This window comes from Actinoplanes sp. NPDC051537, from assembly GCF_055586105.1.
This window is the reverse complement of sequence record NZ_JBVJIU010000009.1, coordinates 156190-171788: the sequence shown is the minus strand read 5'-3', so window position 1 is coordinate 171788 and position 15599 is coordinate 156190. Positions and strand designations below refer to the sequence as shown.

Below are 15599 nucleotides of genomic sequence, written 5' to 3'. Positions count from 1 at the left end.
TTAGGTCAGGGTCCACTTCTGATTGGCCGCGGTTCCGCAGCTCCACAACACGATCTTCGTGCCGTTGGCGGTGGCCGCGCCGCTGGCGTCCACGCACAACCCCGACTGCACACCCCGGATGGTGCCGTCGGTGTTGACGGTCCACTGCTGGTTGGTCTGCCCGTTGCAGTCCCAGATGACTACCTGGGTGCCGTTCGCGGTGCCGTTGTTGTAGGCGTCGAGGCACTTGGTGCCGTAGACCGTGATCGTCCTGGCCGTCGACGAGTACGTCCAGGACTGGTTGCTCTGGCCGTTGCAGTCCCACAGTTGCGCCTGCGTGCCGTTGGTCGTGCTGGAGTTGTTGATGTCGAGGCACCGGCCGGACTGCACGCCCTTGATCGGGCCGGTGTGCGGGGTGGCGCCCTCGGCGCCGGTGACGGTGAGGAGAACGGCCTGCTTGGCCGGGACGCTCGCGGTGTAGCTCGTGGTGAACGAGCCGAGGTTGCTGCCGGCCCACGGATCCCGCACGGCGACCGAGCCGGTCAGTCCCATCGAGGCCCAGTTGGCGGTGATGGAGGCGGTGGCGCTGCCGCGGTTGAGCAGCAGGACGGCGCGTTTGCCCGTACCGGCCAGGGTCTTGCTGTAGACGTTCTCGGCGACCTTGACGCCCTGCTTGCCGAGGGGGTCCTGGTCGACGGCGATGACCTCGCGGTTGGTGAGGATGGCCTTGGTGTCGGCGCTCATCGTGGCCAGGTTGTTGCCGGCCAGCAGCGGCGCGGCCGAGACCGCCCACATGCCGACGTGGCTGCGGTTCTGCGCCGCGGTGAAGCTCGGCATGCCGGCGATGAGCATGTCCGGGTCGTTGTAGTGACCGGCGCTCTGGGCGGTGGGGTGCTGCGCCGAGTCGAAGTTGGCCAGCACCCGGTCCATCGACGCGCTCTCGCCGTAGTAGATGATGTCCGTGCTGGTGCGCCACATCGTCGAGATGCCCGGCGCCCAGTTCCACGGGCTTCCGTTGCCCCAGCTGCAGATCGAGAAGGCCATCGGCCGGCCGGTCTGCGCGGTGGCGCGGGCGATCGAGTCGCTGATCGACGTGTACGCGGTCTGCGGGTTCAGGCCTTCGGCGTTGCCGCCACACCAGTCGACCTTGACGAAGTCGAAGCCCCACTTCGAGAACTGCAGGAAGTCCTGGTCGTAGTGGCCCTCGCTGCCGGAGTTCGGCGCGGCCGGCCGCCCGGTCGGGTAGTAGTAGCCGCATCCGTTCTTGCCGGCGTCGGTGTAGATGCCGGCCTTGAGGCCCTTGCTGTGGATGTACGTGGCGATCGCGGCCATGCCGCCGGGCCACTCGGCGGTGTCGACGGTGGTGTTGCCGGCCGAGTCGCGGGTGCCCTGCCACCAGCCCTCGTCGATGTTGACGTACTGGTACCCGGCGTCCTTGAGGCCGGCCGACACGAGGGCGTCGGTCTGCCCCTTGATCACGCTGTAGTTGATTTTGGCGGCGAACGTGTTCCACGACGCCCAGCCCATCGGGGGCGTGCCGACCACGTTGTTCGGCGCGGCCGTCACCGGCGCCGGGGAGAAGGCGATGGCGATCGCGGTGGCGGCGATCGCGAGCCCGAGAGCGAGCGCGCCCCGGCCGAGCCTACGGAAGATCATGGCGCCGTTCCTCTCGCCCACGTGCATCGACAGCGATGATTGTGAACGTTAACATGGCCGCAATCCCGGGGCAATACGTACGCGCCTGCAGGCTCTATAGTGGACGAATGCTGGGGGTAGTGGCGGCCGCGCTTGGCGGGCCCGAGGTTTTGCAGGTGACGGAGTTGCCCGAGCCCGAGGCCGGGCCCGGGCAGGTGGTCGTCCGAGTCCGCGCGGTGTGTGTGCATCCGGCCGACGTGGCCGCCACCACCGGAGAGATCCCCCGCGGGCCGGTGCCGACACCGTTCCTGCCCGGGTGGGACATCGCCGGCGAGGTGGCCTCGGTCGGCCCCGGCACGGCGGAGTTCCGGGTGGGCGACCGGGTCGCCGGGATGATCCCGTGGTACCTGACCCGGGGCGCCCCCGGCGGCTACGCCGAGCTCGTGGCGGCCGACGCGGGCTGGCTGGTGCCACTGCCGGACGGGCTCGACTTCGTGCCCGCCGCCTCGGTGCCGCTCAACGCCCAGACCGCACACCAGGGGCTGGCCCTGATCTCCCGCGACATGTTTCCGGCCGGCAGCCGGCTCCTGGTCACCGGCGCCAGCGGTGGTGTCGGCGGCTTCGTCACCCAGCTCGCCGTGCAGGGCGGCTACCACGTCCTGGCCCAGGCCGCCGACGGGGACGAGCAGTGGGTGCACAGCCTCGGCGCCCACGAGGTCATTTCTCGCTCCGCCGACCTGGCCGCGGTCGGGCCGGTGGCGGCGGTGTTCGACGCGGTTCCCCTCGGCGCCCCGGCGACGGCCGTCGTCCAGGACCGCGGCGTCGTGGTCGCCACCCGCCCCACGCCGGACGTTCTCCCGCAGCGTGGCGTGCGACAAGACCTGCAGCTCATCCACCTCGACCGCGAGCTGCTGGCCGACCTGGTCGCGCAGGTGGCGGCGGGCCGGCTGCGCACGCGCGTGGCCGGCACCATGCCGCTGACCGAGGCGGCCGACGCCCACCGGCGCGTGCTGGCCGGCGGGCTGCGCGGAAAGCTCGTGCTGACGGTCGGCTGAGCGCCGCTACGAGGCGTAGATGGAGAACTTCGCGGTCCAGCGGGAAGACGTGCCGAAGGTGGCCGGCCAGGTGCCGAACGTCGTCGCGTTGCTCCACGCGCCCTGGTTGGCCGTTCCGGTGTCGAAGCTCAGGTTGTTGTCGCCGTTGGTGTTGTACATCAGCCAGTACGCGGTGTTCGGGGCCAGCGTCGCCGTGATCGGCCGGCTGTTCCACGAGTTGGCGGTCAGCGTGCCCGACGTGCTGGTGGCCACCCGGGCGCCGGGCGAGCCGTTCGCGTCGGCGTAGATCGCCACCTGGTACTGGTTGCCCGGCGCGGCCTGCACCGTCCTGAGGTAGACGGACAGCTGGCTCACCGTGAGCGCGGTCGGGCCGTTGACGAAGCGCGAACCGTTCATGTAGTTCGCGTCGCCGGCGTCCAGCGAGCCGCCCACCTGGTCGTACCCGAACCGCGGGGCGCTCGGGTCGGCGGTGGTGAACGAGAACTGGTGGTCGGCCGCGAGCGCGTTACCCGAGGTGTCGGTCACGCCCGTCCGGACGGTCACCGTGTACGAGCTCGCGGCGGCCAGTGCGGCCGACGGCGTGATGGTCGCCGCCTGGCCGGCCGCGTCGTAGCTGACGGTGCGGTTGACGAGCGTGCCGCCCGGGCCGCGCAGTTCCAGGTTCGCCGGCGTGATGGTCGCCGCCGCCATGGCCTCGCTGAACCGCACGGTGATCGGCGCGTTCGTGGCCACGCCGGTGGCGCCGCCGGCCGGAGTCGTCGAGGTCACCGTCGGCGCGGCGGTGTCCGGGCCGGTGGTCGCGTAGATGGAGAACTTCGCGTTCCACCGGCTCGACGTGCCGAAGGTGGCCGGCCAGGTGCCGAACGTCGTCGCGTTGCTCCACGCGCCCTGGTTGGCCGTGCCCGCGTCGTAGCTCAGGTTGTTGTCGCCGTTGGTGTTGTACATCAGCCAGTACGCGGTGTTGGCGGCCAGCGTCGCGCTGATCGGCCGCGTGTTCCACGAGTTGGCGGTCAGCGTGCCCGACGTGCTGGTGGCCACCCGGGCGCCGGGCGACCCGTTCGCGTCGGCGTAGATGGCGAGCTGGTACTGGTTGTTCGGGGCCGGCTGCACGGCCTTCAGGTACACCGACATGGAGCTGACCGTGGCCGGGCCGGAGCCGGTGACGAACCGCGAGCCGTTCATGTGGTTCGCGTCGCCGGTGTCCAGCGACGCGCCGGCCTGGGTGTAGCCGATCCGTTGCGGCGCCGGGGCGGTCGAGTACGTCGCGGTGTACGTCGTCGCCACCGCCGGCGCGGTGATGACGTGGGTTTGCGGCCCGCCGTCGGACCACGACGCGAACGTCGAGGTGCCCTGCGGCGATGGCGCGGACACCGAGTTGATCGAGCCCTGGATCACCGTACGGGAGAATGGCGTTGATCCCGATGAGGAGCCGACCGTGAGCTGGAGCCCGGACGGCACCGTGGTGAAGGTCAGGTCGACGGTCTTCGGATCGAGCCGGCGGGTCACGGTGTGGGTGAGGCCGCCCTGGTCGGTGGCCACCAGCTTGAGCTCCAAATAGGACGGATACTCGTGGTCGGGCGCCTCGAACGATCCGGACGCCACGCCGGTCCAGCGGCGGATGTCGTGCTCGTGGCAGGTGTCCGGCGCCGAGCAGTGGTGCATGACCAGGTCCCAGTCGAGGCGGGACGCGGGAAGCGTGCCCTCCTGCGGATCGGTGGCGTGGCCGGAGAAGGCGATCGTGTCGCCGACCTTCCAGGTGGTGCTCGCGGCCGGCGTGTCGATGACCGCGGTCGGCGCCTCGTTGCCCGGCGTGATGCCGACCGTGCTGGTGCCGGTCGCGCCCAGTGTGTCGGTCACCGTCAGCCGCGCGGTGTACGAGCCCACCGTGGCGTAGGTGAACGACGCGGTCGGCGACGTCGAGTCGGTCACCCCGTCGCCGGTGAAGTCCCAGGCGTAGCGCAGGCGACCCTCGTCGGCCGGGTCCGGATCGGTGGAGCCGGCGCCGTTGAACGTCACGGTGAGCGGCGCCGGGCCCTGCGTCGGCGTCGCGTCGATGACCGCGCTCGGCGGCTGGTTGCCCGGGTAGTAGCGCACCCGCCGGATGGTGCCGCCGAGGTCGGCGTAGTAGAGCTCGCCGCCGGGGCCGACCTCGAGGTCGACCGGGCCGGCCGCGTCGGAGACGAACGTCTGCAGGTTGGCCGGGTCGGGCAGGCCGCCCGGCGTGGCCGGCAGCGACGCCCAGATGCACCGGCGCGAGTAGTCGGCGAAGAAGACCGCGCCGTTGTACGCGGCCGGGTAGGGGCCGCCGGCCGTCGGGTAGAACGCCACGCCGGTCGACGACGAGCTGCCGGTCGGGCAGGCCTCGCCCGCGACCAGCTTGCCGGCGTGGTTCCAGGCGACGAACGGCGGGGTGTGGGTGCCCGCCGGCGCGGCGTAGAGGGTCTCGCAGATCGGCAGGTCGGCGCTGTCGTAGCCGGACTGCTTCGCGTTGCCCTCCCAGCACGGCCAGCCGAAGTTGGTGACGGCCGCGGTCGGGTTGACCAGCCGCTCGACCTCTTCCCAGGTGTTCCATCCGGTGTCGGAGACCCAGGGCTCGCTGGTGCCCGGCCGCATCGTCATCCGGTACGGGTTGCGCAGCCCGTGGGCGACGATCCGGCGCGTGTCCGGGTCGGCCGACCCGATGTTCGGGTTGCCGGGCGCGGCGGCGCCGGTGGCCGGGTCGAGCCGCAGCATCGCGCCGTCGAGCTGGGTCTCGTCGCCGGTGGTGCGGACGTCCTGCGCGCGCAGCGCCCCGCCCTCGCCGGCCGGGTCGGCACACGGGTTGGTCGGCGCCCCGGCCGGGAACTGGCCGTAGTCGACCGCGTTGAAGCTCGCGCCGTCGCCGGCGGTGACGTAGAGCATCCCGTCGGCGCCGAAGGCGAGGTCACCGATGGAATGGCTCGGGAACTGCTGGCACCAGTCGGTCAGCAGCACCTGCTCGCTGCCGGTCATCGTGTCGCCGTCGGCCCGCAGCCGGGAGAGCCGGCCGGTGACCACGCAGGTGCCGTCGTTCGCGTTGGCGCACACGTCGTTCCAGACCGGAGCGGTCCGGCCGGGCGGGGCGTCGTAGGTGTAGAGCACGTAGATGTACGGGTCGGCCGGGAAATTGGGCGCCAGAGCCATCCCGAGGAGGCCGCGGTCCCACTGGTTGTGCACGTTGGCCGACAGGTCGGCGAACACCGTCGGGGTGGTGTCGGCGAGGTCGTCGAAGACCTTGATCCGGCCGCCCTTCTCGGCGACGAAGACGCGCCCGTCCGGCGAGAACTCGAGATTGGTGGGGGAGCTGAGGCCGCTGAAGACGACCTGTTCCTGGAAGCCGGTCGGCAGCGCGACCGCCGACGCGGATCGCGCACCGACGAACGACGTCATCGTCACCACTGCCGCCAACGCGACGAACCCGCTCAGCGCACGCCGGAACATGTGCGTTCCCCTCCCCGTTTGGCCGAATCCTATGAGGACGCTGTGAATCGGGGCCTCGGCTGTTCGGACCCGACTGTCCATCGATCGGCGTCTGGCGTCGCGCCGGCGAAGGTGCTTGCATTCCCCGGTGACGTTCGCCGCGCTCGGCCGCTGGTGTGCCCGCCGGCGGTGGCCGGTGCTGGGCGTCTGGCTGGTTCTGACCGTCGCCGGCGTCGTCCTCGGCGGTCAGGTCTTCGACCGTCTCACCACGACAAGCAATCTGCGGCCGTACGCCGAGTCGCAGCGCGCGGACCGGCGGGTCGGCCAATTGAAGCCCGAGGGCCCGGTCGTCGTCGCGGTCGTGGGCGGACGCGACGTGTACGACCAGGCGCTGGTCCACGACGTCACGACGGTGACCGGCGAGATCCGCCGGATGGACGGCGTCGCGGGGGTCGACGACCTGTACAGCGCGCCGGGCGGCCGGATCGGCGCCGACAACCGGAGCTCGCTGATCCGGGTCGAGCTCGAGCGCGGCCTGCCGGACGACCGGCGGGAGCGGGTCGAGGACGAGGTCACCGGCGCGCTGCACCGCATCGACGCGCCCGAGGTGCTGGTCGGCGGGGAGAAGCCGGCCGAGCGCGCGTTCGCCGATCTGGCCATCGCGGACGCGGCCCGCGGCGAGACCGTCGCGATCGTCGTCCTGGTGGTCGTGCTGGTGCTGATCCTCGGCGGTTTCGTGGCCGGCCTGATCCCGCTCGCCGCCGCGCTGGCCACCGTGTCGGTGACGCTGCTCGGCCTGTTCGGGCTGACCGCGCTCACCGCGGTCGGCGAGTTCACCGTCAACGTGGTCACCCTGCTCGGCATCGGGCTCGCCGTCGACTACGCGCTGCTGGTGATCGCCCGGTTCCGGGAGGAGCGCGAGGCCGCCCCCGATGCTCCGGTCGCCGACCTGATCGCCCGCACCGCCGCCACCGCCGGCCGCACCGTGCTGATCTCCGGCCTCGCCGTCGGCGCCGCGATGGCCGGGCTGGCCGCGTTCGGCGACCCGCTGCTCGGCGCGATGGCGCTCGGCGGCGCGGTCGCGGTGCTGCTGGCCACCCTGGCCGGGCTGACGGCGGTGCCCGCGCTGATCGCCGTGACGCACCGCCGCATCCCGCGCGCCCGGCCCTCCCGCTTCCGCGCGGCGTTCTTCCTGCGCCTCGCGGACTTCGCGCAGCGGCGGCCCCAACCGGTAGCTCTCGCCGTCACGGCCGGTCTGCTCGTGCTGTCGCTGCCGTTCCTGTTCGGGGTCAACCTGGAGAACTCCGACGCCCGCGCGCTGCCCGCCACGGCCGAGGCCCGCAAGCTGCAGGAGGCGGTGCAGCGCGATTTCGGCGGCGGCCAGGCCGACCCGATCGTCGTGGTGGTCGACGCCGATCCGGCCGCGGCCCGCGACTTCCTCGACACGCTCAACGCGCTGGACGGCGTGCTGCGGATGGAACCGCGCCCCGACATCGCCGGGGCGGCCGTCGTCGACGTCACGCCGGAGGGCGAGACCGCGGGCCGGACCTCCCGCGACGTCGTACGCGCGATCCGGGCGCTGAACCCGCCGTTCCCGGTGCTCGTCGGCGGCGCCGCCGCCGAGCTGGTCGACTACCGCGACGCGGTGGCCGGCCGGTTGCCGCTCGCGCTGCTGGTCGTCCTGCTGTCCACGGCGGTGCTGCTGTTCGTGCTGACCGGCTCGCTGGTGGTGCCGGTCAAGGCGCTGCTGATGAACGCGCTCACCCTGCTCGCCACGCTCGGCGTGCTGGTCGTGGTGTTCCAGTGGGGCGTCGGCGACAGCCTGCTCGGCTTCACCTCGTGGGGCGCCATCGACGTCACCACGCCCGTGCTGCTGTTCGTGTTCGTGTTCGGGCTCTCGATGGACTACGAGGTGTTCCTGCTCGCCCGGATCAAGGAGGAGTGGGACCGGCGCGCCCCGGCCGGCGACGCCGCCGTCCGGGCCGGCCTCGAGAAGTCCGGGCCGGTGGTCACCGCCGCCGCGTTGTGCATCGGCGTGGTGTTCCTCGGCTTCCTGCTCGGCGACCTGATCGCGGTCAAGGAGGTCGGTTTCGCGATGGCGGTCGCGCTGCTGCTGGACGTCACGGTCGTCCGCGGCCTGCTGCTGCCGGCCGTGATGAGCCTGCTCGGCGAGTGGAACTGGTGGGCGCCGGCCCCGATGCGCCGGTTGCGCCGCGGTGACGAACGGCACGCCACGCCCGGGACTCATACTTTCGGCTAGCGTTCGCCTGCCCGAACGGCTATGTTGGCAAGCGGCGGCGGGGACCGCACTGTCAGGGGAGAGCCTTGATGCAGGTTTCGGCTATTTCCGCACGCCGCAGCACCGCCGACTGGAACACCGAGAAGGCGGGCGCGCTGATCCAGGCGCTCGCCGCCATGAATACCGCCGATCGGGCCCGTGCTGATCTGCGGCGCCGGGTCATCGAGGCGTGGCTTCCGCTGGCGCAGCACCTGGCGCGCCGTTATGTCGGCCGGGGTGAGCCCGCCGACGATCTCGTGCAGGTCGCGCTGGTCGGCCTGATCAAGGCGGTCGACCGGTACGACGCGGGTCACGGCGTCGACTTCGCCGCGTTCGCCGTCCCGACGATCCTGGGCGAGGTCAAGCGCCACTTCCGCGACCGGGCGTGGGCCATCCGGGTGCCCCGGCGGCTGCAGGAGATGCGGATGTCGATCACGGCCGCGAACAACGCGCTGAGCCACCGCCTCGGCCGGGCGCCGACCGTCGCCGACATCGCCGTCCACCTCGGCGTCACCGAGGAGGAGGTGCTCGAAGGGCTCGAAGGGGCCCGCGCCTACAGCGCCACCAGCCTGTCGACCCCGATCGGTGACGAGGCCGGGCGGGAGCTCGGCGACACCCTGGGGGCCGAGGATCACGAGTTCGAGCTGGCCGAGCTGCGGATCGCGCTCGGACCGGCGTTGGCCGCCCTGTCCGAGCGCGAGCAGAAGATCCTCTCGCTGCGTTTCTACGGCAACCGCACCCAGGCCGAGATCGCCGAGCAGATCGGCATCTCCCAGATGCATGTCTCCCGGTTGCTGGCCAAGGCCCTGGGGAAGCTGCGCGTGCTGATCGACGGCCGCTAGGCGTTCGTCCGGGCGCGATAGCCGGGGACGGTGTTGGCCAGCGTGGCGTCGCCGCCGTAGTGGGCGATGACCCGCGGGTCCATCACCCGGCGCCACAGCGGCGGGATCAGGGCCAGCAGCAGCATGCCGGCGTAGCCGGCGGGCAGTTGCGGGGAGATGTCGAAGCTGCGCAGCGTCTGGTAGCGGCGCAGCGGGTTGGCGTGATGGTCGCTGTGCCGCTGCAGCTGGAAGAGGAAGACGTTGGTGGTGAGCCGGTCGCTGTTCCAGCTGTGCCGGGGGTCGACCTTCTCGTAGCGGCCGCCGTCGACGCGCTGCCGGCGTAGCCCGTAGTGCTCGAGGTAGTTGACCGCCTCGAGCACCGAGAAGCCGATCACCGCCTGGATCGCCAGGAACGGCAGCGTGACGGGCCCGATGGCGAGCGCGAGCGCGGCCCACAGGACCACGGTGATGGCCCAGGCGTTGAGGATGTCGTTGCGCCAGGTCCAGGGGCTGCGGCCGCGCAGACGGTGCTTCGCGGTCTCGAGGCGCCAGGCGGAGCTCAGGCTGCCGAGCACGGTACGCGGCCAGAATCGCCAGTACGTCTCGCCCAGTCGCGAGCTGGCCGGGTCCTCGGGGGTGGCGACGCGGACGTGGTGCCCTCGGTTGTGCTCGACGAAGAAATGCCCGTACGCGGTGGGCGCCAGTGCGATTTTGGAAAGCCGGCGCTCGGCCGCCTCGCGTTTGTGGCCGAGCTCGTGCGCGGTGTTGATGGCGATGCCGTTGACGACCCCGGCGGTCAGGGCGAGGCCGATGCCGCCGGCGATGCCCGGTCCGTGGGCCCAGGCGAGGCAGGTGAGCACGAGCGCGGCGAACTGGGCCGGCAGGAACAGATAGGTGATCCAGCGGTAGTAGGGCGACGCCTGCAGGGCCGGGACCGCCTCGTCGGGCGGGTTGGCGCGGTCGTCGCCGATCAGCACGTCGATGAGCGGGATGACGCCGAAGACGACCAGCGGCGTCAGCCACCACGACCACGGCGAGCCGGACAGGGTTGCCAGCAGCGCGGACGCGAACGGCAGCACGGGAACGACCAGGGCGAGGGGCCAGAGCGGGCGCTTGGTGTCGCGCCAGGGGAGGACGGCAATCTCCATCCGTCGATGCTTTACACGGAAGGCCTCCGTGTCAAGTTCGGTTGTGTCTGTTTGTGGCCGCATCGGTTCGAGATGTCGCGCCGTCCGTCCCGGGTGCCTTACCAAAGTGGTGCCGGGCACGGGGCCGTCATCCCGGCGCAGACCCGTGGGGAAGGACGAGACATTGACCAGCAAACTTCGCCGAATCCTCGGCGGCGCTGTGGCCGCGGCGACGCTGACCTCGGTCGCCGCCGTCGGTGGCGCCTCGCCGGCGAGCGCCGCCACCAGCCAGTTCAAGGGCATGAACTGGGCGCGGGTGGGCGACAACTTCACCACCGGCACCCACGTCCTCGAGGGACTGAGCAGCACCGACAGCTACGGCACCGTCCAGGCCAAGGCCACCGCCATCTACAACGGCATGGCCGCCCTGGGGGTCAACACCGTCCGGTTGCCGATCAACACCCAGGACACCGGCACCAGCTGGTGGAATGCCTACCGCGGCACGATCGACGCCGCGACCGGCCGCGGCTTCAAGGTCATCCTGGCCTACTGGGAGGACGGCGCGGCCGCCGGCGGCAAGATCACCAACACGGGCGCCTTCACCACGATGTGGAACACGGTGATCGCGGCCTACGGCTCCAACAGCCAGGTCTACTTCGAGCCGATGAACGAGCCGCACGGCTACAGCTCGGCCGACTGGCGCAACTTCGCCGCCTCGTGGCTCGGCGCCCACTCCTCGGTCCCGAAGGGCCGGATCCTGATCGGCGGCACCGGCTACAGCCAGGATCTGCGGGACCTCTGCAACGACAGCCGCTTCAACGGCACCCTGCTGGCCTACCACTACTACGCGTTCTTCTACGGCACGAAGACGTACGACCATTGGCTCGCCGACTTCGGCACCCGGCTCGGCAACTGCGCCTCCCGGGCGGTCATGACCGAGTACGGCGCTCAGATGGACAACGGCCTCAACTACAACAACGCGAGCAGCACCGACAACTTCGTCCGGTACCTTCGCGCCGTCACCGAACGCGAGCGTGCCCTCGGCATGGGCGCCGTCTACTGGCCGGCCATCGGCGGCAAGATCGCGTCCGGGAAGACCTGGGACCCGTACTCGATGTACTCGCGTTCGGGCAGCGGCACCAGCCAGACCCTGACCGTCCGCAACAGCAGCGGCGCGAGCCGGATCCGGTACGGCTGGGGGATATAAGTGTTTCGATATCTTGTGCCTGGTGGCCTCTTGCTGTTCTCCTACGGCCAGCCGTGAATCGGCCTTGACCATAGGAGCCCCTCATGAGACCCAGAACGGTGACGGCAGGACCTGCCGTAGCTGTTTTCGTCGCGGCATCGCTGGCGCTCGGCGCCCCGCCCGCGGCGGCCTCGCCCGGCTCATCCCTGCCGGCTCTCCGCGCTTCCGCGCTGGCCGCTCCGCCGACCGTCAATGTCAACAACGTCAACGCCCACCTGCAGCAGCTGCAGACCTTCGCCACCAGCAACGGCGGCAACCGGGCCACCGGCACCGCCGGTCACACCGCGACGACGACCTATCTGCAGCAGAAGCTGCAGGCGGCCGGCTTCACCGTCACGTTGCAGACATGCACCACGTGCAGCGGCTCGGCGAAGAACGTCATCGCCGACTGGCCGGGCGGCAACACCAGCAACACCTACATGTTCGGCGCCCACTCCGACGGCGTGTCGGCGGGGCCGGGCATCAACGACGACGGCTCCGGTTCGGCCTCGCTGCTCGAGGCCGCGCTCCAGATGGCCGCGAACAACCCGACCATGACCAACCACCTCCGGTTCGGCTGGTGGGCCGGGGAGGAGCAGGGGCTGATCGGCTCCAAGTTCTACGTCAACTCGCTGACCACGGCCCAGAAGACGGCGATCAAGGCGTACGGCACCTTCGACATGGTCGCCTCCACCAACGGCGGCTACTTCGTCACCGGCACCGACGCGATCGCCGTGAAGCTGCGCGAGTACTTCACCTCGATCAACGTGCCCACCGAGACGTCGACCGAATGCTGCAGCGACGACGGCTCGTTCCGCAACGCCGGCATCCCGTCCTCGATCAACTCCACCGGGGCCAGCTTCACGAAGACCAGCGCTCAGGTGACCAAGTGGGGCGGCACCGCCGGGCAGGCGTACGACTCCTGCTACCACAAGGCGTGCGACTCCTACCCATCGAACATCAACGGTACGTCGCTGGGCCGCTGGGCCAACGCCGAGGAGTACGCCCTCTGGACCCTCACCACGGGCACCTCGCCGGCCAACGACTTCTCGGTGTCGCTGAGCCCGAGCGCGGGCGCGGTGAACCCGGGCTCCTCGGCCACGGCCACCGTGAACACCGCCACCACCTCGGGCAGCGCGCAGACCGTCGCGCTGACCAGCTCGGGTGCTCCGGCCGGGGTCTCGGTGGGGTTCAGCCCGGCGTCGGTGACGTCCGGCGGATCGTCGACCATGACCGTCACGACCACGACGGCCGCCGCGCCCGGCTCCTACACCATCACGGTGACCGGGACGGGCTCCGCGACCCACACCGCCTCGTACACGCTGACCGTCAACGGGACCGGCGGCTGCACCGGCGCCGGCCAGAAGCTCGGTAACCCCGGCTTCGAGAGCGGGACGACACCGTGGACCGCCACGACCGGAGTCATCGGCGCGAACACCGGCGACGGGGCGCCGCGAACCGGCACCCGCGACGCGTGGCTGGACGGCTACGGCTCGACCCACACCGACACCCTGTCCCAGTCGGTGACCCTGCCGGCCGGGTGCAGCGCCTACACGCTGTCGTTCTACCTGAAGATCAGCACGGCGGAGACGACCACCACGAGCCAGTACGACAAGCTGACCGTGCAGGCCGGAACCACCACGCTGCAGGTCTTCTCCAACCTCAACGCCGGCGCGTACAGCCTGCGCTCGTACAACCTGGCCGCGTTCGCCGGACAGACCGTCACCCTCAAGTTCACCGGAACCGAGGACTCGTCGCTGAAGACGTCCTTCGTCATCGACGACACCGGGCTCACCGTCAGCTGACCGCGGCCGGACGATGCCGCAGGGCGGGCCCGCCCTGCGGCATCGATCATCAGGGAGCGAGGACGGTGAGCGCGGCCTCGGCGCATTCGTCGTCCTGCCCCGGCGCCATTCCACCGCTCACCGCGAGCGCGCCGAGGACGGTGTCTCCCCGCCGGATGAGCGCCGCGCCGGCGCCCACCAGGATGGGCACCCGCACGGCCTGATCCAGCTGGGCGAAGAAGGCGGGCGAGGTCTCCTGCATCTTGCGCAGGACGGCGCCGTCGCGGCGGAAGAGGGCGACGCTGGCCGCCTTGGTCTCGGCGATCTGAGCCGAGAGCGGCGCGGCGCCGGTCATCCGGCCGAGGGCCTGAAGGTGGCCGCCCTCGTCGACGACGGCGACCGTGACCTGGGCGTCCAGCTTGGTGGCGCGCTCGTGTGCGCCGGCGATGACGGTCAGAGCCTCTTGGAGTGTTAGCGGCATGGCGATCCCCTCGAGTTAGGTGGACAGCTGTCCTTGCATGAACGAGCGTATCGTCATGCGGCCGCGGCGCAAGCCCCCGAAGCTAGGATGATCGTGTGATGGACGACGCCGGCCCTCGCCGCCCCAACGCGCGCGGGCAGGGGGAGCGGCTGCGGGAGGAGATCATTTCCGCCGCCGCGCGGATGCTCGGCGACCTGGCCGACGACGAGACCTTGTCGCTGCGCGCGGTCGCCCGCGCGGTGTCGATCTCCCCGACCTCGGTCTACCTGTACTTTCCCGACCGCGACGCGCTCGTCGCGGCGACCATGCAACGCTGCCACGCGGAGATGGTCGAGGCCGCGGACGAGGCCGAGGCCGCGCATCAGGATCCCGCTCTCGGCTTGCGGGCCCGGATCCTGGCGCAGGCGGCCTGGGTGCAGGAGCATCCCGGCCTCTACAAGGTGATGCACGAGAGCAAGGTCGGCATGCCGTTCAAGGAGGTCCTGTTCACGCGCACCACGGCCGCGGTGCAGCGCTGCATGGACGCCGGTCTTGCCACGCCGGGGGACGCCGCCACCGTCGCCCTCGATCTGCGGACGGCCGTCATCGGCATGCTGTCCCTGCGGATCAACGAGCCCGACCTGCCGTGGCCGCCCTTCCCCGAGCAGGCCGACCGATTCCTGGCCAAGCTCGTCGGGCTCGCGCTGCCCCCACGAGCGCGCGGGATTGAGTAACGTGACCGCCGTGACCGATGAAGAACTGGCCAAGAACGTTGCCGCCGAGCTGTCCGCGGACCCCAAAGTGGACGGCACGCTCATCGACGTCGTCGCCGACGGCGGGGAGGTTCTGCTGCGGGGGACGGTCGGCAGCTTCCGGCAGAAGCGGGAGGCGCAGAAGGCGGCCGAACGCGTCGAGGGGGTCACCGCCGTCGACAACATCATCGACGTACGCCTGCTGACCGAGCACCGGCGGGCCGACGCCGAGCTGCGCGCCGACGTGCTGCACGCGCTGAGCCTGAGCGGGGCGGTGCCGGGCAGCGTCGACGCGTCCGCCGACGAGGGCACCGTGCTGCTGAGCGGCACCGTCGACGCGGAGCATCAGCGCGAAGAGGCGGTCCGCATCGCGGGTGACGTGAGCGGCGTCGTCGACGTGCAGAACGACATCTTCCTGAACCCGCCGCTCACCGACGGCACCCGCCAAAGCTGAGGGGTGCGCCGGCGGCGGCGAGCCGCCGCCGGCCATCGCTCAGCCCGCGTCGGTGACCCGGTAGTTGCCCTTCACGATGAAGAACTCGGGGGTGGCGTCGCCGTTGGGGCCGCAGCCGGGGTCGGCGGCGGTGCCGGTCGAGAAGTTCAGCTTGTCGGCCACGACGGTGCCGTCGCCGTTGTCCTGGACGCCGATGACGACGTAGTTGCCGCGCTGCCAGCTGTTGGTGTCGCGGCGCGGGCCGCCGGAGAGGACGATCTTGCCGGTCAGGTACGCGACCTTGGCGTCGACCACGAGGCAGCTCGACGTGCCGGTCGCGTAGGTGCCGTCCGGGTAGGTGATGGTGAACGCGCCGAGCTGACCACGCTGGTTGCCGGCCGCCGCGAGGTAGGCGGTCGGGGTGCCGAACTGGCCGAGCGTGCCGGCGCCGATCACCGACTCGACCTTGGTGGCGGCCTGGGCGCCCATCGCCGGCATCGCGGCGAACGCGGTCACGGCAGCGGCCGCGGTCAGCAGAATTTTGCGCATCGTCGTCCTCACGGGGTTGATCGTCGTTCCGGCCGAATTTCTATCCCGGGCCGGTGACCGTGC

Annotated in this window: 12 protein-coding genes; 7 read left to right on the top strand and 5 right to left on the bottom strand. The window is 71.1% G+C overall.

Going from position 1 to position 15599, the window contains the following annotated elements; translation table 11 throughout:
• On the bottom strand, positions 1-1635 hold the full coding sequence (locus tag ACZ6TB_RS23235; RefSeq protein WP_465556822.1) for a glycoside hydrolase family 27 protein: 1635 nt from the start codon (positions 1633-1635) through the stop codon (positions 1-3).
• A 155-nt stretch (positions 1636-1790) separates the two neighbouring features.
• On the opposite strand from ACZ6TB_RS23235, the gene ACZ6TB_RS23230 reads away from it, so the two are divergent.
• Positions 1791-2669, top strand: a complete 879-nt coding sequence (locus ACZ6TB_RS23230) for an NADP-dependent oxidoreductase (protein WP_465556820.1) — start codon at positions 1791-1793, stop codon at positions 2667-2669.
• A gap of 6 nt (positions 2670-2675) precedes the next feature.
• On the opposite strand, the gene ACZ6TB_RS23225 is transcribed toward ACZ6TB_RS23230, so the two are convergent.
• Entirely contained in the window at positions 2676-6128 is a 3453-nt protein-coding gene (locus ACZ6TB_RS23225) for a PQQ-dependent sugar dehydrogenase (protein WP_465556818.1), read from the bottom strand.
• Positions 6129-6255: 127 nt separating this feature from the next.
• Here ACZ6TB_RS23225 and ACZ6TB_RS23220 point away from each other — a divergent pair, with 127 nt between their 5' ends.
• Both ACZ6TB_RS23220 and ACZ6TB_RS23215 read left to right on the top strand, forming a co-directional pair.
• Positions 6256-8367, top strand: a complete 2112-nt coding sequence (locus ACZ6TB_RS23220; RefSeq protein WP_465556816.1) for an MMPL family transporter — start codon at positions 6256-6258, stop codon at positions 8365-8367.
• Between the two features lie 68 nt (positions 8368-8435).
• The gene (locus tag ACZ6TB_RS23215) at positions 8436-9227 is read left to right on the top strand and encodes a SigB/SigF/SigG family RNA polymerase sigma factor (RefSeq protein WP_465556814.1); all 792 of its coding nucleotides are present in this window, start codon (positions 8436-8438) and stop codon (positions 9225-9227) included.
• Here the strand turns inward: ACZ6TB_RS23215 and ACZ6TB_RS23210 are convergent.
• Entirely contained in the window at positions 9224-10354 is a 1131-nt protein-coding gene (locus ACZ6TB_RS23210; RefSeq protein ID WP_465556813.1) for an alkane 1-monooxygenase, read from the bottom strand. The genes ACZ6TB_RS23215 and ACZ6TB_RS23210 overlap by 4 nt on opposite strands.
• 163 nt (positions 10355-10517) lie before the next feature.
• Between ACZ6TB_RS23210 and ACZ6TB_RS23205 the strand changes: the two genes are divergently transcribed.
• Positions 10518-11540, top strand: coding sequence for a glycoside hydrolase family 5 protein (locus ACZ6TB_RS23205; protein WP_465556811.1), 1023 nt, complete (start codon positions 10518-10520; stop codon positions 11538-11540).
• Between the two features lie 83 nt (positions 11541-11623).
• Positions 11624-13363, top strand: coding sequence for a M28 family peptidase (locus tag ACZ6TB_RS23200; RefSeq protein ID WP_465556809.1), 1740 nt, complete (start codon positions 11624-11626; stop codon positions 13361-13363).
• 49 nt (positions 13364-13412) lie between these two features.
• On the opposite strand, the gene ACZ6TB_RS23195 is transcribed toward ACZ6TB_RS23200, so the two are convergent.
• On the bottom strand, positions 13413-13823 hold the full coding sequence (locus tag ACZ6TB_RS23195; protein ID WP_465556807.1) for a GlcG/HbpS family heme-binding protein: 411 nt from the start codon (positions 13821-13823) through the stop codon (positions 13413-13415).
• Between the two features lie 98 nt (positions 13824-13921).
• Between ACZ6TB_RS23195 and ACZ6TB_RS23190 the strand changes: the two genes are divergently transcribed.
• Positions 13922-14536 carry a TetR/AcrR family transcriptional regulator gene (locus ACZ6TB_RS23190; RefSeq protein WP_465557241.1) on the top strand — a complete coding sequence of 205 codons (615 nt, stop codon included), beginning with the start codon at positions 13922-13924 and terminating at the stop codon, positions 14534-14536.
• Between the two features lie 10 nt (positions 14537-14546).
• Positions 14547-15008 carry a BON domain-containing protein gene (locus ACZ6TB_RS23185; protein WP_465556805.1) on the top strand — a complete coding sequence of 154 codons (462 nt, stop codon included), beginning with the start codon at positions 14547-14549 and terminating at the stop codon, positions 15006-15008.
• A gap of 39 nt (positions 15009-15047) precedes the next feature.
• Here ACZ6TB_RS23185 and ACZ6TB_RS23180 read toward each other — a convergent pair whose 3' ends face one another.
• On the bottom strand, positions 15048-15548 hold the full coding sequence (locus ACZ6TB_RS23180; RefSeq protein ID WP_465556803.1) for a hypothetical protein: 501 nt from the start codon (positions 15546-15548) through the stop codon (positions 15048-15050).
• Positions 15549-15599: the final 51 nt, after the last annotated feature.

Bases quoted from the DNA above. Each gene is read 5' to 3' on its own strand.
- ACZ6TB_RS23210 (WP_465556813.1), bottom strand. From the start codon at position 10,354: ATGGAGATTGCCGTCCTCCCCTGGCGCGACACCAAGCGCCCGCTCTGG.
- ACZ6TB_RS23190 (WP_465557241.1), top strand. From the start codon at position 13,922: ATGGACGACGCCGGCCCTCGCCGCCCCAACGCGCGCGGGCAGGGGGAG.
- ACZ6TB_RS23200 (WP_465556809.1), top strand. From the start codon at position 11,624: ATGAGACCCAGAACGGTGACGGCAGGACCTGCCGTAGCTGTTTTCGTC.
- ACZ6TB_RS23195 (WP_465556807.1), bottom strand. From the start codon at position 13,823: ATGCCGCTAACACTCCAAGAGGCTCTGACCGTCATCGCCGGCGCACAC.
- ACZ6TB_RS23225 (WP_465556818.1), bottom strand. From the start codon at position 6,128: ATGTTCCGGCGTGCGCTGAGCGGGTTCGTCGCGTTGGCGGCAGTGGTG.
- ACZ6TB_RS23215 (WP_465556814.1), top strand. From the start codon at position 8,436: ATGCAGGTTTCGGCTATTTCCGCACGCCGCAGCACCGCCGACTGGAAC.
- ACZ6TB_RS23235 (WP_465556822.1), bottom strand. From the start codon at position 1,635: ATGATCTTCCGTAGGCTCGGCCGGGGCGCGCTCGCTCTCGGGCTCGCG.